The organism is Candidatus Pantoea multigeneris (assembly GCF_011752615.1).
GTDB classification, from domain to species: domain Bacteria; phylum Pseudomonadota; class Gammaproteobacteria; order Enterobacterales; family Enterobacteriaceae; genus Pantoea; species Pantoea multigeneris.
In genome coordinates this window covers 75,509-92,820 of record NZ_VWXF01000015.1, presented here as the reverse complement: position 1 = coordinate 92,820, position 17,312 = coordinate 75,509, and the positions used below count along the sequence as shown (strand labels likewise).

The window sequence follows — 17,312 nt, the reverse complement described above, 5'->3', positions numbered from 1 at the left end:
AAACCGGGGCGAGTCACATCGCCCCAACTGACTGGACCCACGCCGTGATCAACAAACTGACTTCGCTGCTTGCCGCAGCCAAAATTTCCCTCTCCGATCAACAAAAACAACAGTTGCTGGGCTACGTTGGCTTGCTGGACAAGTGGAACAAAGCGTACAACCTGACTTCCGTACGCGATCCACAGCAAATGTTGGTCCGCCATATTATGGACAGTATCGTGGTGGCTCCGCATTTACGCGGAAGTCGTTTTATTGATGTGGGAACAGGTCCTGGGCTGCCGGGCGTTCCTTTAGCGATCGTCATGCCAGATGCGCATTTCACGTTGCTGGACAGCCTGGGTAAACGCGTGCGTTTTCTGCGCCAGGTACAGCATGAACTGGGATTAACGAATATCGATCCTGTGCAAAGCCGCGTAGAAGAGTTCCCGTCGGAGCCGCCGTTTGATGGCGTAATTAGCCGGGCGTTTGCTTCACTCAATGATATGGTGAGCTGGTGTCATCATCTGCCCGCAGCAGATGGCCGCTTTTTTGCGTTGAAAGGCCAGCATCCGCAGGATGAAATTGATGCCTTACCGGCAGGATTTAGCGTAGAACGCATCGAATCGCTGGTGGTCCCACAGTTGGAAGGCGAGCGTCATCTGGTCGTTATTCGTCGCGACTAAATTGAGTAAATGGTGTCAGGCCGGTGAATTTGTCCTGACATCGCCTTTTTCCCTGGTCGGAAATGTTCCGAAATTCTCGGTTACATTTAACCTTTATTTCACATTTGATTATCAAAGAGATCACTTTTAAACCACTGCTCACCATAATAAATAGTCACGCTGGAAAATATGTGGGAGTAATAAATGCAGGTGCGTAATATCATTTTCCCCTTTTAGCTCAGAGCGCTACTGTCAATAGCGAGTTTTTATCGAAAATAGAGCAGGGCAGGGGAGTGTCTATTTTTAAACCATTGTTTTAGCTCTGTTAAATATCATGGTGTTCACAAGAAAATTCTCTCAAACCACCCCCCTGAGCATATTTGTCTGTGTAATGTGTGATCTGCCGCACGCTTTAACTGTCGGTTTTTAACTGAATTTCATCAGTCTGGCTGCTGAATTTCATCAAACAAAGTTTGAGAAAATAACCTCCTGGAAAGAAATTTAAATAATTGTTCACTTTTTCATGAGTTAACGATTGAAATCGCAGGTGTGGCCCGTATAATTTGCACGGCTTTTACTGCTTGACTCATTTGAGTGAGGCAGTCTGGTAAGGCAACGCGTCCTACCTCAAGCAAAGCAGGAGAGTATCAGCGTCATGTCAGTGTCTCTTTACGATGTAAAACTCGCTCGTGCCGTGTTGCTGGTTCAACTGGTAGCGCTTGTCATCATCGGGTGTGTGTTTGCAGTGAAAGACATGAAACTCGGCGCCTCTGCAATTGCGGGTGGCATGGCAGCCTGGCTGCCAAATGTGTTGTTTATGTTTTTAGCCTGGCGCCTGCAGGCGCAAGCACCTGCAAAAGGGCGTGTAGCCTGGGGCTTCGCGCTTGGTGAAGTTCTAAAGGTGTTTGCCACCATTATTTTTCTCGTTGTGGCGTTGGGTGTATTCAGGGCGGCTTTTTGGCCTCTCGGGATAACCTGGTTATCGGTGCTGGTGGTGCAAATGTTGGCACCGGCTGTAATTAACAACAAAGGGTAAGAGGCATCATGGCCGCAGGAGAGATCTCAACGCCGCAGGAGTACATAGGACACCACCTGACACATCTTCAGATGGACCTGCGTACCTTCGAGCTGGTGAATGCACACGACGCGCCAGCGACGTTCTGGACAATTAACCTGGACTCCATGTTTTTCTCTGTGTTACTGGGACTGGTGTTCCTTGTAATCTTCCGCAAAGTGGCTAAAAGCGTCACCAGCGGTGTACCAGGGAAATTGCAGGCGGCTATCGAGCTGGTTGTCGGCTTCGTTGATGGCAACGTCCGCGACATGTACCACGGTAAAAGCAAACTTATCGCCCCGTTGGCTCTGACAGTTTTTGTCTGGGTCTTCCTGATGAACTTCATGGATCTGCTGCCTATCGATCTGCTGCCGTATATCGGTGAGCACTGGTTAGGTCTGCCAGCACTGCGCATCGTGCCTTCTGCCGATGTGAACGTAACGCTGTCCATGGCGTTGGGCGTATTTATTTTGATTCTGTTCTACAGCATCAAAATGAAAGGGGTAGGGGGCTTTGCTAAAGAGCTGACACTGCAGCCTTTCAATCACCCGATCTTCATCCCTATCAACCTGATTCTTGAAGGTGTGAGCCTGCTGTCTAAACCGGTATCTCTCGGTCTGCGACTGTTCGGCAACATGTATGCGGGTGAGCTGATCTTTATCCTGATTGCAGGTCTGTTACCGTGGTGGTCGCAGTGGGTTCTGAGTGTGCCATGGGCCATTTTCCACATCCTGATCATTTCGCTGCAGGCTTTCATTTTCATGGTTCTTACGATCGTCTATCTGTCGATGGCATCAGAAGAACACTGATTTTTTATCTCAACACTAAGCTTTTAACTGAAACAAACTGGAGACTGTCATGGAAAACCTGAATATGGATCTGCTGTACATGGCTGCCGCTGTGATGATGGGTCTGGCGGCAATCGGTGCTGCGATCGGTATCGGCATCCTCGGGGGCAAATTCCTGGAAGGCGCAGCGCGTCAGCCGGATCTGATTCCTCTGCTGCGTACGCAGTTCTTTGTTGTAATGGGTCTGGTGGATGCAATCCCAATGATCGCAGTTGGTCTGGGCCTCTACGTGATGTTCGCTGTCGCCTAAAGCCTGCCGTAAGTTCATCCACGGCACCTGTAAGGTGTTCGTGGAGAACAGAGTCTGCCGCGTATCACTCTTGGTAGCGGCAGATACGATAAATACTTAAGAAGAGGCATTGTGCTGTGAACATTAATGCAACAATCCTCGGCCAGGCCATCGCGTTCATCCTGTTTGTTGCGTTCTGCATGAAGTACGTATGGCCACCGATCATGGCTGCCATCGAAAAGCGCCAGAAAGAAATTGCTGAAGGCCTTGCTTCTGCTGAACGTGCGAAGAAAGATTTGGATCTCGCGCAGGCTAATGCGACCGACCAGCTGAAAAAAGCCAAAGAAGAAGCTCAGGTTATCATCGAGCAGGCTAATAAGCGCCGTACTCAGATTTTGGATGAAGTGAAAGCCGAAGCTGAAAACGAACGTAACCGCATCCTTGCACAGGCTCAGGCTGAAATCGAAGCAGAGCGTTCTCGTGCACGTGAAGAGCTGCGTAAGCAGGTCGCGTTGCTGGCTATCGCTGGCGCCGAGAAGATCATCGAACGTTCCGTGGATGAAGCTGCTAACAGCGACATCGTTGATAAACTTGTCGCTGAACTGTAAGGAGGGAGGGGCTGATGTCTGATTTAACTACCGTAGCTCGCCCCTACGCCAAAGCAGCTTTTGACTTTGCTGTTGAGCACCAGGGCATTGAACGTTGGCAGCAGATGCTGGCGTTTGCAGCTGAAGTGTCTCGTAATGAACAGATAGCTGATCTCCTTTCTGGTGCTGTAGCACCGGATGCATTGTCTGCATCTTTTAATGCAGTCTGTGGTGATCAACTGGATGAGCACGCCCAAAACCTGATTAAGGTGATGGCGGAAAACAAACGTTTGACCGCGCTTCCAGCGGTACTGGACCAGTTCATTCAACTGCGTGACGCGTACAACGCGACTGCTGAAGTTGATGTGATCTCTGCCGGTGCGCTGAGTGACGAGCAGCTGACCAAAATCAGCACTGCGATGGAAAAACGTCTGTCACGCAAAGTTAAGCTGAATTGCAAAATCGATAAGTCTGTAGTCGCAGGCGTGATCATCCGTTCGGGTGACATGGTAATTGATGGCAGCGTGCGCGGCCGTCTTGAGCGTCTGGCAGACGTCTTGCAGTCTTAAGGGGACTGGAGCATATGCAACTGAATTCCACCGAAATCAGCGAACTGATCAAGCAGCGCATTGCTCAGTTCAATGTAGTGAGCGAAGCTCACAACGAAGGTACTATTGTTTCTGTAAGTGACGGTATCATCCGCGTACACGGCCTGGCCGATGTCATGCAGGGTGAGATGATTGCCCTGCCGGGTAACCGTTACGCTATCGCACTGAACCTCGAGCGCGACTCGGTTGGTGCAGTAGTGATGGGCCCATACGCTGACCTCGCCGAAGGCATGAAGGTTAAGTGTACTGGCCGTATCCTTGAAGTACCGGTTGGCCGTGGCCTGCTGGGTCGTGTACTCAACACCCTGGGTAACCCGATTGATGGTAAAGGCGCTGTCGACAACGACGGTTTCTCACCAATCGAAGTTATCGCACCAGGTGTTATCGACCGTCAGTCCGTTGACCAGCCTGTTCAGACCGGTTACAAATCTGTCGATGCGATGATTCCAATCGGCCGTGGCCAGCGTGAGCTGATCATCGGTGACCGTCAGACTGGTAAGACTGCAATGGCTATCGACGCCATCATCAACCAGCGCGACTCTGGCATCAAATGTGTTTACGTTGCTATCGGTCAGAAAGCTTCTACCATCGCTAACGTTGTACGTAAGCTGGAAGAGCACGGTGCACTGTCTAACACCATCGTTGTTGTTGCTTCTGCTTCTGAGTCTGCTGCTCTGCAGTACCTGGCTCCGTACGCTGGCTGCGCAATGGGTGAATACTTCCGTGACCGTGGTGAAGATGCCCTGATCGTATACGATGACCTGTCTAAGCAGGCAATCGCTTACCGTCAAATCTCCTTGCTGCTGCGCCGTCCACCGGGCCGTGAAGCATTCCCAGGCGACGTGTTCTATCTCCACTCTCGTCTGCTGGAACGTGCATCACGTGTAAGCGCTGACTATGTTGAGCGTTTCACTAACGGTGCCGTTAAAGGCCAAACTGGTTCACTGACCGCTCTGCCGATCATTGAAACTCAGGCGGGTGACGTTTCTGCGTTCGTTCCGACCAACGTGATCTCAATCACCGATGGTCAGATCTTCCTGGAATCTAACCTGTTTAACTCAGGCATCCGTCCTGCGGTTAACCCGGGTATCTCTGTATCCCGTGTTGGTGGTGCTGCTCAGACCAAGATCGTTAAGAAACTGTCCGGTGGTATCCGTACCGCTCTGGCACAGTATCGTGAACTGGCTGCGTTCTCGCAGTTCGCTTCCGATCTGGATGAAGCAACCCGCAAACAGCTGAGCCACGGTCAGAAAGTGACCGAGCTGCTGAAGCAGAAACAGTATGCACCGATGTCTGTTGCACAACAGGGTCTGGTACTGTTCGCTGCCGAGCGTGGCTTCCTGAACGACGTTGAACTGGCCAAAATTGGCAGCTTCGAAGCCGCACTGCTGGCGTTCGCAGACCGCGAACACGCTGAGCTGATGCAGGAAATCAACCAAACTGGTAACTACAACAACGATATCGAAGCGAAGCTGAAAGGCATCCTCGAAACGTTTAAAGCAACCCAGTCCTGGTAATGTCTGGCGGCTTGTCTGAAGAGACAAGCCGCAAGGCTTTGAGGAGCAGCTAATGGCCGGCGCAAAAGAAATACGTAGCAAGATTGGAAGCGTTAAGAATACGCAGAAGATCACCAAAGCGATGGAAATGGTCGCCGCGTCCAAAATGCGTAAAACGCAGGAACGTATGGCAGCCAGCCGTCCGTATGCAGACACCATGCGTAAAGTGATTGGTCACCTTGCGTTAGGGAATCTGGAATACAAGCACCCTTACCTGGAAGAGCGTGACGTCAAGCGCGTCGGCTACCTGGTCGTTTCAACTGACCGCGGGCTTTGTGGTGGTTTGAACACTAACCTGTTCAAAAAATTGCTGGCAGAAATGAAAGCCTGGTCCGATAAAGGCGTACAGAGCGATCTGGCGATTGTCGGTTCCAAAGGTCTGTCATTCTTCGGCTCTGTGGGTGGCAACATCGTGGCACAGGTAAGCGGAATGGGCGATAAGCCTGCGCTGTCTGACCTGATTGGTCCAGTAAAAGTGATGTTGCAGGCTTATGATGAAGGCCGCATCGACAAGCTGTTTATTGTCAGCAACAAGTTTATCAACACCATGTCTCAGACTCCGACCGTTACCCAACTGCTGCCATTACCGGCTGCGGAAGGTGAACAAGAGATGAAGGCGAAGACCTGGGATTACCTGTACGAACCCGATCCGAAAGCGCTGCTGGATACCCTGCTGCGTCGTTATGTCGAATCGCAGGTTTATCAGGGTGTGGTGGAAAACCTGGCCAGTGAACAGGCCGCACGTATGGTCGCGATGAAAGCCGCAACCGATAACGGCGGAAACCTGGTCAAAGAGCTGCAGTTGGTTTACAACAAAGCTCGTCAGGCCAGCATCACCCAGGAACTTACCGAGATCGTCTCGGGGGCCTCCGCGGTTTAACCAGGTTAAGAATTAGGTAGAGGATTCAAGATGGCAGCTGGAAAGATTGTCCAGATTATCGGCGCCGTAGTTGACGTCGAGTTCCCTCAGGACGCGGTACCGCAAGTGTACAACGCCCTTGAGGTTAAAAACGGTGATGCTCGCCTGGTGCTGGAAGTTCAGCAGCAGCTGGGTGGTGGCGTGGTTCGTACCATCGCCATGGGTACTTCTGACGGCCTGAAGCGCGGTCTGGAAGTTACCGACCTGCAGAAACCAATTCAGGTACCAGTCGGTCAAGCGACTCTCGGCCGTATCATGAACGTGCTGGGTGAGCCAATCGATATGAAAGGCGACCTGCAGAATGAAGATGGCAGCGCAGTAGAGATCAACTCTATTCACCGCGCGGCACCTTCTTACGAAGAGCTGGCTAGCTCTCAGGAACTGCTGGAAACCGGTATCAAAGTTATCGACCTGATCTGTCCGTTTGCGAAAGGCGGTAAAGTAGGTCTGTTCGGTGGTGCGGGTGTTGGTAAAACCGTAAACATGATGGAGCTGATCCGTAACATCGCGATCGAGCACTCAGGTTTCTCCGTATTTGCCGGTGTTGGTGAGCGTACCCGTGAAGGTAACGACTTCTACCACGAGATGACCGACTCTAACGTTATCGACAAAGTAGCATTGGTCTACGGTCAGATGAACGAGCCACCAGGAAACCGTCTGCGCGTTGCGCTGACCGGTCTGACCATGGCGGAAAAATTCCGTGATGAAGGCCGTGACGTTCTGCTGTTCGTTGATAACATCTATCGTTATACCCTGGCCGGTACTGAAGTATCCGCACTGTTGGGCCGTATGCCTTCAGCAGTAGGTTACCAGCCGACCCTGGCAGAAGAGATGGGTGTGTTGCAGGAGCGTATTACCTCCACTAAGACGGGTTCAATCACCTCCGTACAGGCCGTTTACGTTCCTGCGGATGACTTGACTGACCCATCACCAGCAACCACCTTTGCTCACTTAGACTCAACCGTGACACTGAGCCGTCAGATCGCGTCACTGGGTATCTACCCAGCCGTTGATCCACTGGACTCAACCAGCCGTCAGCTGGATCCACTGGTTGTTGGTCAAGAGCACTACGACACCGCGCGTGGCGTACAGTCTCTGCTGCAGCGTTACCAGGAACTGAAAGACATCATCGCCATCCTTGGTATGGACGAGCTGTCTGAAGACGACAAACTGTTGGTGGCACGTGCGCGTAAGATTCAGCGCTTCCTGTCTCAGCCGTTCTTCGTAGCAGAAGTATTTACCGGTGCTCCGGGCAAATACGTATCGCTGAAAGACACTATCCGTGGCTTCAAAGGCATTATGGAAGGTGAATTCGACCATCTGCCAGAGCAGGCGTTCTACATGGTTGGTGCCGTCGAAGAAGCGGTCGAGAGAGCGAAGAAACTGTAATAACAGTTTCCCGGGAGGATAGTTATGGCTATGACTTATCATCTGGATGTTGTCAGCGCAGAACAGCAAATGTTCTCCGGCCTGGTACAGAAAATCCAGGTGTCAGGTAGCGAAGGTGAGCTGGGTGTTTTCCCTGGCCACGCTCCGCTGCTGACTGCCATTAAGCCTGGGATGGTTCGCATCGTTAAACAGCACGGCGAAGAGGAGTATATCTACCTCTCTGGCGGCGTGCTGGAAGTGCAGCCGGGTAACGTGACCGTTCTGGCCGACACCGCGATTCGCGGTGAAGACCTGGATGAAGCACGTGCTCTGGAAGCAAAACGCAAAGCAGAAGAGCACATGAGCGGAAGCCACGGCGACGTGGACTACGCACAGGCCTCTGCTGAGCTGGCGAAAGCCATTGCGAAACTGCGCGTGATCGAACTGACCAAAAAAGCGATGTAATCAGGCTTTATGCGTCATGAAATGCCAGCCCTCGGGCTGGCATTTTTTTTTGCCTGCTGCGCGCGATGCCAGAAAATGGCTAATTTCGAACTGAGAAAAATGTAGTAATCTCAGGGGTAAACCGTTTAACTTGCGACAGTTATAAAATCAGACAGGAAGGTTATGTCCAACAGCGCGATGAGTGTGGTGATCCTGGCCGCCGGCAAAGGCACCCGTATGTATTCCGATCTGCCAAAAGTTTTGCATACTTTGGCAGGAAAACCGCTGGTTCAGCATGTGATCGACGCCGCCCTTGGGGTGGGAGCACAACAGGTCCATCTGGTTTATGGTCACGGTGGCGAGCAGCTCAAAGCTGCACTGAGTAACCCGGAACTCAACTGGGTATTGCAGGCCGAACAGCTAGGTACCGGCCATGCCATGCAGCAGGCTGCCCCTTTCTTTGCTGATGATGAAGACATTCTGATGCTGTATGGCGATGTGCCGTTGATTGGGCAGCATACGCTGCGTCAATTGCGTGCAGCCAAGCCTGAAGGCGGTATTGGCCTGCTCACTGTCGTCCTGGATAATCCCAGCGGCTATGGCCGTATCTTGCGTGAAAACGGCACCATTACCGGGATTATCGAGCAGAAAGATGCTTCTGCCGAGCAACTGGCTATCACCGAAATCAACACCGGCATTCTGATTGCCAACGGCGGCGATCTTAAACGCTGGCTGGCGCAACTCACCAATAACAACGCGCAGGGCGAGTATTACATCACGGATATCATTGCCCTCGCCCACCATGAAGGCCGGGTGATTAACGCCGTGCACCCTGAGCGCGCCAGTGAGACCGATGGCGTGAACAACCGTTTGCAGCTCGCCACACTAGAGCGCACGTATCAGGCTGAGCAGGCAGAAAAGCTGCTGTTAGCTGGCGTAATGCTGCGTGATCCCGCTCGTTTCGATCTGCGCGGCACCCTGCAGCACGGTCGCGACGTTGAGATTGACGTTAATGTCATTATTGAAGGCGATGTTCAACTCGGTAATCGGGTGATGATTGGCGCGGGCTGTATCATTAAAAACAGTGTCATTGCCGATGACTGCATCATCAGCCCCTATTCGGTGATCGAGGATGCGAATCTGGCAGCCGAGTGTACCGTAGGGCCCTTTGCACGCCTGCGTCCTGGCACCTCGTTGGCTGAACAGGCGCATGTTGGCAATTTCGTTGAGATGAAAAAAGCGACGCTGGGCAAAGGTTCCAAAGCCGGTCACCTCTCCTATCTGGGTGATGCTGAGATTGGTGCGAACGTGAATATCGGCGCAGGAACCATCACCTGCAACTATGATGGAGTGAACAAATCGAAAACCATTATTGGTGACGATGTGTTTGTCGGTTCTGATACGCAACTGGTGGCCCCGGTTTCTGTTGCAAGCGGCGCAACCATTGCCGCAGGCACGACGATCATGAAAGACGTCACTGCGGCGGATCTGGTTTATAACCGTAAAGAGCAGAACCAAAAATCTGGCTGGCAGCGGCCTGTGAAGAAAAACTAATTTTTAACGGCTGGCAAAGACTGGCCGAGCAGTAACGATAATAATCCCCACTCTCTACAAGGCTCGGGGAACGATCAGGTCAGATGACAATGAAAATGGCGATCAGCCATGAAGTCAGGAAAACATTATGTGTGGAATTGTTGGTGCAGTAGCACAGCGCGATATCGCTGAAATCCTGTTAGAGGGATTACGTCGTCTCGAATATCGTGGTTATGACTCCGCAGGTTTAGCGGTAGTCGATCGGCAGGGGCATATGACGCGCCTGCGACGTGTGGGCAAAGTTCAGAACCTGGCGGAAGCCGCAGAGGGGCAGCCACTGATTGGCGGCACCGGTATTGCGCATACCCGTTGGGCGACCCATGGCGAACCTTCTGAGGCCAATGCGCACCCGCATGTCTCAGAGCACATTATCATCGTGCACAACGGCATCATTGAAAACCATGAGCCGCTGCGTGAGTTAATGCTCGAACGTGGTTACCACTTTGCCTCCGAAACAGACACCGAAGTCGTTGCACATCTGGTGCACTGGGAGCAAAAACAGGGCGGTACGCTGCGTGAAGTGGTACTGCGTGTGATCCCACAGCTACGCGGTGCCTATGGCATGGTGATCATGGACAGTCGCGATCCTTCTGTACTGGTTGCAGCGCGTTCCGGCAGCCCATTAGTGATTGGTCGTGGCGTGGGTGAAAACTTCATTGCCTCTGATCAGCTGGCTTTATTGCCGGTTACTCGTCGCTTTATCTATCTGGAAGAGGGTGATATCGCGGAGATTACTCGCCGTGAAGTCACCATTATCGACCGTGATGGCAAGCCAGCAAAACGCGCTGAAATCGAATCAACCGCGCAGTACGATGCGGGTGATAAGGGCGCTTATCGCCATTACATGCAGAAAGAGATCTACGAGCAGCCAAATGCGATTAAAAACACCATCACCGGGCGTTTTAATCATGGTGTGATTGATCTCAGCGAGCTGGGTGAAAAAGCGGAACAGCTGCTCAGCCAGGTTGAGCACATCCAGATCATCGCCTGCGGTACCTCTTATAACTCCGGCATGGTGTCGCGCTACTGGTTTGAATCGCTTGCTAACATTCCGTGTGATGTCGAAATTGCCTCGGAATTCCGCTATCGCAAATCTGCAGTACGTAAAAACAGCCTGCTGATCACCCTGTCCCAGTCTGGTGAAACGGCGGACACCCTGGCAGCACTGCGTCTGTCTAAAGAGTTGGGCTACCTCGGTTCTTTGGCTATCTGTAACGTTGCTGGCTCTTCGCTGGTGCGTGAATCTGACCTGGCGTTAATGACCAAGGCCGGTACCGAAATCGGTGTTGCCTCCACCAAAGCCTTTACCACCCAGTTGGCGGTATTGCTGATGCTGGTGGCGAAGTTAGGTCGTTTACACGGAATGCCAGCAGAGAAAGAGCATGAGATTGTGCATGCCCTGCAGGCATTGCCTAGCCGTATCGAACAGATGCTGGCGCAGGACAGCGTGATTGAAACGCTTGCCGAAGGCTTCTCTGACAAGCATCACGCCCTGTTCCTTGGCCGTGGCGATCAGTATCCGATCGCGATGGAAGGTGCGCTGAAGCTGAAAGAGATCTCCTACATTCACGCCGAGGCCTATGCGGCCGGTGAGCTGAAACATGGCCCGCTGGCGCTGATTGATGCCGATATGCCAGTGATTGTGGTAGCGCCAAACAATGAACTGCTGGAGAAGCTGAAATCCAATATCGAAGAGGTACGCGCGCGCGGCGGTCTGCTGTATGTGTTTGCCGATCAGGATGCGGGCTTCAGTGACAGCGAAGGCATGAAGATTATTTCTCTGCCGCATGTAGAAGAGGTGATTGCGCCAATCTTCTACACCGTGCCATTGCAGTTGCTCTCTTACCACGTCGCCTTGATCAAGGGCACTGACGTTGACCAGCCACGTAACCTGGCGAAGTCCGTCACCGTAGAGTAATTACACCTGTGCGTAAAAAAGGGCCTGATGGCCCTTTTTTTATGCCTTAACTCGCTGCATTACTTCGCCCTGGCAATGTCGTACAGGCACCGCCCTGAGACATGGGGGCAACGGTGGGGTAGCGATCGTCCGGTGTGATATACACCTGTGAGGTGGCAACATAACCATCGCTAAAGGTGGCTTCGACAAACATGGCCTGCCAGCCGGAACCGTAATAGGCCAGCGAAACATCCACTTTGTTATCCGCAGGTACCACCAGCGCGGAAGAGCCGTAGCGGATGCCGCAAGCCAGGCGGAAATCACGCGCTGTCGGGTTCACCGCACGCCACACTTCAATTCTCACCGGTTTTTCAGAAAACGACAGCTGCAGCATCTTCGAGGTCGATTGCTGTTCCAGGCTTTCATTAATCACCGGCAATGGCCGTTTTTCCTGTAGGCGATCGAGGAAAGTCACCAGCGAAGAGCGGAAGAAGCGGTTGATACCAATGTGGTCACTGTTTGGTGCCATGCGCAGGGATTTCACCCCAGGCAACGCGTTGTAGTAAAACTTTGTGTTATCCGGCGGGAAGAAATCATCTCCGCTGGCATTCACGATGTATTTCGGAATCGCAAGCCGCTGCTGATGATCGGTGCCCATGTACTGCATCGGGTCTTCAATCTTCATCAATTCGGCAAAGTGTGCGGTTTGGTATTCCATATCCGTATGGTTTTGGTAATAAGGGGCAAAGGCAATCGGCCAGTTCCCCCCATAGGTCTGATACATGTGCTGGACCATTTTCTGGGTATTCAGCACATCGGCAACAAACGGCACTATCGCGACCACTGCAGGATCGGAAATCCCCGCCAGCCAGGTTGCCCAACCGCGTTTAGAAGCGCCCGTCACGACAAACTTATCGATATGCTGCTGCTTTAACTCCGCTTTTGCCAACCGGATCGTTTGTGAAATTGCCGCAGCCATTGGCACATGCAGCGGCAGCCGGGCTCTTAATGCCGGTTTATCCATGTACAGCTGCCAGCTGCGGGCAATGCTGTCATCTTCTTCGCGCGGCGCTTTATCGCCCTGATAGGTCAAATCAACGCTGGGAACATTGTTGAGCGAAACCACAATGGTATGGCTGTAATAGGCGGTTTCAGCGTTGGTACGCTCATCCAGATCCACCGCGATTAAGGCCAGATCGCCACGTGCATCTGGAGGAATATAAATATTGACGTCATGCTGCCATGCCATTGGCGTTACCAGCCCATCTGGCGACCAGGATTGTGACATCAGCCGGTAGCGCGTGACGTCAACGTGCGGCTGTGCTTCCAGCTCTTTCGCGCTGGCGGGTTGTGCGCCCTGTTTTTGTGGCGGCTGATCGCGCAATGTCTCTTTGCTGATCATGACATAGTCAAGTGGCCGCTCCGCCAGCGACTGGCGATAGCAGCTGATGACGTCGGAAGGCGCGTTACATTCTGACGACATGGCGGGTTGTGCGTACAGGCCAGCCGCAGCCAGACTGGTAATAATTAACAACAGGGCTTTCATATATACTTCCCCCGGCAGAAACAATAAATATTCTATGACTTTTTTGTTAGTAGGTGGTGATAATTTTTAATGCTTATTCAAGGTGTTGGATGTTATTAAAGAAACAGGCTCGATGTCTACCTCCTTCAATATTAATAAGATGAATTTCTTTTCCTTACGTTTTAACACAAATCGTCATGTATTAATTTTCGGCAAAATAGGATTTATCGAGTTTTTTAAAGTCAATTTATTATAATTCTGGAAAGTTCCTGGTGTTGGCGTTGTAAATTCAATAAAAAACATTGCTCTGTCTTTTTGGGGCACCGCCACAGCATAGGCTGTCTGGGCTAAATCTAACGGCTTTGTTTAAACGCTTACCAAATGGTGGTGGAATTTAACCCCAAAAGCAATCTGATAAATAAAGTTCAAGTGGCGACATTTTAACCGTTTTGAAGTGTTGCACAGGAAACTATTCCCAGGGGTGTTACTTCCCACATCTTGCCGTTCACTGTGTATGAAAATACATTTCGGCATTATCTTAATTTTACTTTTTATGCGATAACGGATGGCCCATAAATCATGAGGTAATATTTATTTTGAATAATGTGGTTGATGATGAACGATCATTAAACATTCTGTAGCATTCAAAAAATCACAGCATTCAGTAGGGTGAAAAGTTAATGAATAGCGCCAAAAAAAATGTTTAAAAATTTGCGCCACCGCAAATAATAGCGAGTGTCCTGTTAGAAACGAACACCAAAAAGGGCGTTTGATCGTGACGGGTTTTAGCGATCGCTGCGTCACGATTAAGGCAGTAGATCAATAAAGGAAAAAGAGGCAGTATAACGTTCCTGGCAAACATCCTCTGTTCTCATCATCAGACAACACGCATTATTGCAGTCGCTAAAATGACTGTCATATAACTGTCATATTTCAGACATTTTACTGTCACCAAACTGTCCTATTTTCCCTCCAGCAGCAATGAACTAACTCCTACTATACAGGCCAGAAGCCTGACATTAACTCCCGTGGAGGGAATATGACACTGATGCGTAGCACCGTAGCCCAAATTCTTGCCGCCACCCTGTCTCTCAGCGCGGTTTCTGCATTTGCCGCGACCGACCTGACTGGCGCAGGTGGCACCTTCCCGGCGCCGGTTTATGCCAAGTGGGCAGCAGATTATCAGCAGAAGACCGGTAGCAAAGTAAACTATCAGGGCATTGGTTCTTCTGGCGGCGTAAAACAGATCATCGCTAAAACTGTCGATTTCGGTGCTTCTGATGCACCACTGAAAGATGAAGATCTGCAGAAAAATGGCCTGTTCCAGTTCCCAACCGTAATCGGTGGTGTGGTACTGGCAGTCAATATTCCTGGCGTGAAATCAGGTGAACTGACGCTGGACGGTAAAACCGTAGGTGATATCTACCTCGGTAACATCAAAAAGTGGAATGACCCTGCTATCACCAAACTGAACCCTGGCGTGAAACTGCCAGACACCAACATCAACGTGGTGCGTCGTGCTGACGGTTCTGGTACTTCTTTCGTCTTCACCAGCTACCTGTCTAAAGTCAACGCAGACTGGAACAGCAAAATTGGTAAAGGCAACACCGTTAACTGGCCAACCGGTTTGGGCGGCAAAGGTAACGATGGCGTGGCCGCATTCGTACAGCGTCTGCCGGGTTCAATTGGCTACGTAGAGTATGCCTACGCGAAACAAAACAACCTGACTTACACCAAACTGGTTGATGCTGACGGTAAAGCCGTAGCACCAAGCGAAACCAGCTTCGCCAACGCGGCTAAAGGCGCTAACTGGAGCGAGTCTTTCGCCCAGGACCTGACTTACCAGAAAGGCAACGATGCATGGCCAATCTCTTCCACCACCTTCATCCTGGTGTACAAAGAGCAGGCTGATGCCGCCAAAGGCGCTGAAGTCCTGAAGTTCTTTGACTGGGCCTACAAAGATGGCGCGAAAACAGCGACCAGCCTGGATTACGCAGCACTGCCAGACTCAGTGACTAAGCAAATCCGTGAAGCCTGGAAAGCAAACATCAAAGACAGTTCAGGTAAAGCACTGTTCCAGTAAGTGCCATACCCGGCCAGCGTCTGCTGGCCTTGTTACGGGCGGCTGCGAAGCCGCCCTGATACCTTTTGAATACCGAGACTCCTATGGCTGAGACTAAGCCGACGTTCAAAGCGCCTGGTAAGCAAGGTGACATTATCTTCGGTGCACTGGTTAAACTCTCTGCGCTGATTGTGTTGTTGCTGCTGGGTGGCATCATCGTCTCCCTGATCTTCTCCTCCTGGCCGAGCATCCACAAATTTGGCTTCTCTTTCCTGTGGAACAAAACCTGGGATGCACCTAACGAGCAGTTTGGTGCGCTGGTACCGATTTACGGCACCATTGTGACCTCTGTTATCGCGCTGATCATCGCTGTGCCGGTGAGTTTTGGCATTGCGCTGTTTCTGACCGAGCTGGCCCCTAACTGGCTGCGTCGCCCGTTGGGAACGGCGATTGAGCTGCTGGCTGCGATTCCAAGTATCGTTTATGGCATGTGGGGGCTGTTTATTTTTGCACCTCTGTTTGCTCAATATTTTCAGACGCCGGTAGGGGATCTTCTGTCCAATATCCCGTTTATCGGCGCGCTGTTTTCTGGCCCAGCGTTTGGTATCGGCATTCTGGCGGCGGGTGTAATCCTGGCCATCATGATCATTCCGTACATCGCCTCGGTCATGCGTGACGTGTTTGAGCAGACCCCGGTAATGATGAAGGAGTCTGCTTACGGCATCGGCTGTACCACCTGGGAAGTCATGTGGCGCATCGTGTTGCCGTTCACCAAGAATGGCGTGATTGGTGGTGTGATGCTGGGATTAGGCCGCGCGTTGGGTGAAACCATGGCCGTGACCTTTATCATCGGTAACACCTACCAGCTCGATAACGCTTCGCTCTACATGCCAGGCAACAGTATTACCTCTGCGCTGGCGAATGAGTTTGCTGAAGCAGAATCTGGCGTGCACGTGGCTGCGCTGATGGAGCTGGGTCTGATCCTGTTTGTGATTACCTTTATCGTTCTGGCGATTTCGAAGCTGATGATTTTACGCCTGGCGAAAAGTGAAGGAGCGCGCTCATGACAACAATTGAGATACAGGCGCGGGCGGAACTGGAAGCTTCACGCCGTAAAATGCAGTCCTGGCGCAGTACCAAAAACAAAATTGCGCTAACGCTGTCTCTGCTGACCATGGCTTTTGGCCTGTTCTGGCTGGTGTGGATCCTCTTTACCACCGTCACCAAAGGTATTGATGGTCTGAGCCTGTCACTGTTTACCGAATCGACCCCGCCGCCCAATACGGCGGGTGGTGGCCTGGCGAATGCCCTGGCTGGTAGCGGCTTGCTGATCTTCTGGTCAACCTTCTTTGGTACGCCGTTGGGGATTATGGCGGGTGTGTATCTGGCGGAGTATGGTCGCAAATCGGCGCTGGCTGAGGTGATCCGTTTCATCAATGACATCTTGCTCTCAGCGCCTTCGATTGTGGTTGGTCTGTTCGTCTACACCCTGGTGGTAGCGCAGATGCAGCACTTCTCCGGCTGGGCGGGCGTGGTAGCGCTGGCGCTGTTACAGATCCCGATCGTGATTCGTACCACCGAGAATATGTTGCGCCTGGTGCCCGACAGTATGCGTGAAGCTGCGTATGCCTTAGGCACACCGAAATGGAAGATGATCTCTGCGATTACGCTGAAAGCCTCGGTCTCCGGAATTATTACCGGTGTTCTGCTGGCAGTTGCGCGTATTGCCGGTGAAACCGCACCGCTGCTGTTTACTGCGCTGTCGAACCAGTTCTGGAGCACCGACATGATGCAGCCAATTGCCAACCTGCCGGTCACCATCTTCAAGTTCGCGATGAGCCCGTTTGCCGAGTGGCAAAGTCTGGCGTGGGCGGGGGTGCTGATTATCACCCTGTGCGTGTTACTGCTGAACATTTTGGCACGCGTTGTGTTCTCCAAAGGCAAACACTAATTTTTGCGGCGCGGCCCCTGGCGGCGCTGC

The 17,312-nt window shown here is 51.8% G+C and carries 16 protein-coding genes; 15 read left to right on the top strand and 1 reads right to left on the bottom strand.

The annotated features are described in order from the left end of the window. Nucleotides 1–44: 44 nt before the first annotated feature. The 12 genes from rsmG to glmS all read left to right on the top strand — a co-directional run bounded on the left by rsmG (nt 45) and on the right by glmS (nt 11,765). Entirely contained in the window at nt 45–662 is a 618-nt protein-coding gene (rsmG, locus tag F3J40_RS23230) for a 16S rRNA (guanine(527)-N(7))-methyltransferase RsmG (RefSeq protein ID WP_167018445.1), read from the top strand. Between the two features lie 634 nt (nt 663–1,296). Then, nucleotides 1,297–1,677: a F0F1 ATP synthase subunit I gene (atpI, locus tag F3J40_RS23225; protein ID WP_017349373.1), complete on the top strand. Its 381-nt coding sequence runs from the start codon at nt 1,297–1,299 to the stop codon at nt 1,675–1,677. An 8-nt stretch (nt 1,678–1,685) separates the two neighbouring features. Next, nucleotides 1,686–2,504, top strand: a complete 819-nt coding sequence (gene atpB / locus F3J40_RS23220) for a F0F1 ATP synthase subunit A (protein WP_036646557.1) — start codon at nt 1,686–1,688, stop codon at nt 2,502–2,504. 49 nt (nt 2,505–2,553) lie between these two features. After that, nucleotides 2,554–2,793, top strand: a complete 240-nt coding sequence (gene atpE / locus F3J40_RS23215; RefSeq protein WP_003849523.1) for a F0F1 ATP synthase subunit C — start codon at nt 2,554–2,556, stop codon at nt 2,791–2,793. A 116-nt stretch (nt 2,794–2,909) separates the two neighbouring features. Continuing rightward, nucleotides 2,910–3,380: a F0F1 ATP synthase subunit B gene (gene atpF, locus F3J40_RS23210; protein ID WP_017349371.1), complete on the top strand. Its 471-nt coding sequence runs from the start codon at nt 2,910–2,912 to the stop codon at nt 3,378–3,380. A gap of 14 nt (nt 3,381–3,394) precedes the next feature. Continuing rightward, a complete protein-coding gene (atpH, locus tag F3J40_RS23205) occupies nt 3,395–3,928 on the top strand; it encodes a F0F1 ATP synthase subunit delta (protein WP_017349370.1) in 534 nt (177 codons plus the stop codon). A 14-nt stretch (nt 3,929–3,942) separates the two neighbouring features. Further along, a complete protein-coding gene (gene atpA / locus F3J40_RS23200; protein WP_017349369.1) occupies nt 3,943–5,484 on the top strand; it encodes a F0F1 ATP synthase subunit alpha in 1,542 nt (513 codons plus the stop codon). A 52-nt stretch (nt 5,485–5,536) separates the two neighbouring features. Then, complete coding sequence (gene atpG / locus F3J40_RS23195) at nt 5,537–6,403, top strand: F0F1 ATP synthase subunit gamma (RefSeq protein WP_017349368.1); 867 nt, start codon at nt 5,537–5,539, stop codon at nt 6,401–6,403. Between the two features lie 30 nt (nt 6,404–6,433). Then, nucleotides 6,434–7,831, top strand: a complete 1,398-nt coding sequence (gene atpD / locus F3J40_RS23190) for a F0F1 ATP synthase subunit beta (protein ID WP_167018421.1) — start codon at nt 6,434–6,436, stop codon at nt 7,829–7,831. 24 nt (nt 7,832–7,855) lie between these two features. Further along, entirely contained in the window at nt 7,856–8,275 is a 420-nt protein-coding gene (locus F3J40_RS23185; protein WP_017349366.1) for a F0F1 ATP synthase subunit epsilon, read from the top strand. 162 nt (nt 8,276–8,437) lie between these two features. Then, complete coding sequence (gene glmU / locus F3J40_RS23180) at nt 8,438–9,808, top strand: bifunctional UDP-N-acetylglucosamine diphosphorylase/glucosamine-1-phosphate N-acetyltransferase GlmU (protein WP_167018419.1); 1,371 nt, start codon at nt 8,438–8,440, stop codon at nt 9,806–9,808. Between the two features lie 127 nt (nt 9,809–9,935). After that, a complete protein-coding gene (gene glmS, locus F3J40_RS23175; protein WP_167018417.1) occupies nt 9,936–11,765 on the top strand; it encodes a glutamine--fructose-6-phosphate transaminase (isomerizing) in 1,830 nt (609 codons plus the stop codon). Between the two features lie 46 nt (nt 11,766–11,811). Here the strand turns inward: glmS and F3J40_RS23170 are convergent, their stop codons facing one another. Continuing rightward, the gene (locus F3J40_RS23170; protein WP_167018415.1) at nt 11,812–13,290 is read right to left on the bottom strand and encodes a PhoPQ-activated protein PqaA family protein; all 1,479 of its coding nucleotides are present in this window, start codon (nt 13,288–13,290) and stop codon (nt 11,812–11,814) included. 1,018 nt (nt 13,291–14,308) lie between these two features. Here F3J40_RS23170 and pstS point away from each other — a divergent pair. The 3 genes from pstS to pstA all read left to right on the top strand — a co-directional run bounded on the left by pstS (nt 14,309) and on the right by pstA (nt 17,282). Further along, on the top strand, nt 14,309–15,352 hold the full coding sequence (pstS, locus tag F3J40_RS23165) for a phosphate ABC transporter substrate-binding protein PstS (RefSeq protein ID WP_167018411.1): 1,044 nt from the start codon (nt 14,309–14,311) through the stop codon (nt 15,350–15,352). A gap of 83 nt (nt 15,353–15,435) precedes the next feature. Beyond that, a complete protein-coding gene (pstC, locus tag F3J40_RS23160; RefSeq protein WP_167018409.1) occupies nt 15,436–16,398 on the top strand; it encodes a phosphate ABC transporter permease PstC in 963 nt (320 codons plus the stop codon). Next, on the top strand, nt 16,395–17,282 hold the full coding sequence (gene pstA, locus F3J40_RS23155; protein WP_017349359.1) for a phosphate ABC transporter permease PstA: 888 nt from the start codon (nt 16,395–16,397) through the stop codon (nt 17,280–17,282). Before pstC ends, pstA begins: the two co-directional genes overlap by 4 nt. Nucleotides 17,283–17,312: the final 30 nt, after the last annotated feature.

Excerpts from the sequence above, each read along its gene's own strand:
- pstA (WP_017349359.1), top strand. The coding sequence starts at position 16,395 with ATGACAACAATTGAGATACAGGCGCGGGCGGAACTGGAAGCTTCACGC.
- pstS (WP_167018411.1), top strand. The coding sequence starts at position 14,309 with ATGACACTGATGCGTAGCACCGTAGCCCAAATTCTTGCCGCCACCCTG.
- atpG (WP_017349368.1), top strand. The coding sequence starts at position 5,537 with ATGGCCGGCGCAAAAGAAATACGTAGCAAGATTGGAAGCGTTAAGAAT.
- atpE (WP_003849523.1), top strand. The coding sequence starts at position 2,554 with ATGGAAAACCTGAATATGGATCTGCTGTACATGGCTGCCGCTGTGATG.
- glmS (WP_167018417.1), top strand. The coding sequence starts at position 9,936 with ATGTGTGGAATTGTTGGTGCAGTAGCACAGCGCGATATCGCTGAAATC.
- atpH (WP_017349370.1), top strand. The coding sequence starts at position 3,395 with ATGTCTGATTTAACTACCGTAGCTCGCCCCTACGCCAAAGCAGCTTTT.
- F3J40_RS23170 (WP_167018415.1), bottom strand. The coding sequence starts at position 13,290 with ATGAAAGCCCTGTTGTTAATTATTACCAGTCTGGCTGCGGCTGGCCTG.
- atpA (WP_017349369.1), top strand. The coding sequence starts at position 3,943 with ATGCAACTGAATTCCACCGAAATCAGCGAACTGATCAAGCAGCGCATT.
- glmU (WP_167018419.1), top strand. The coding sequence starts at position 8,438 with ATGTCCAACAGCGCGATGAGTGTGGTGATCCTGGCCGCCGGCAAAGGC.
- F3J40_RS23185 (WP_017349366.1), top strand. The coding sequence starts at position 7,856 with ATGGCTATGACTTATCATCTGGATGTTGTCAGCGCAGAACAGCAAATG.
- atpB (WP_036646557.1), top strand. The coding sequence starts at position 1,686 with ATGGCCGCAGGAGAGATCTCAACGCCGCAGGAGTACATAGGACACCAC.
- atpI (WP_017349373.1), top strand. The coding sequence starts at position 1,297 with ATGTCAGTGTCTCTTTACGATGTAAAACTCGCTCGTGCCGTGTTGCTG.
- pstC (WP_167018409.1), top strand. The coding sequence starts at position 15,436 with ATGGCTGAGACTAAGCCGACGTTCAAAGCGCCTGGTAAGCAAGGTGAC.
- atpD (WP_167018421.1), top strand. The coding sequence starts at position 6,434 with ATGGCAGCTGGAAAGATTGTCCAGATTATCGGCGCCGTAGTTGACGTC.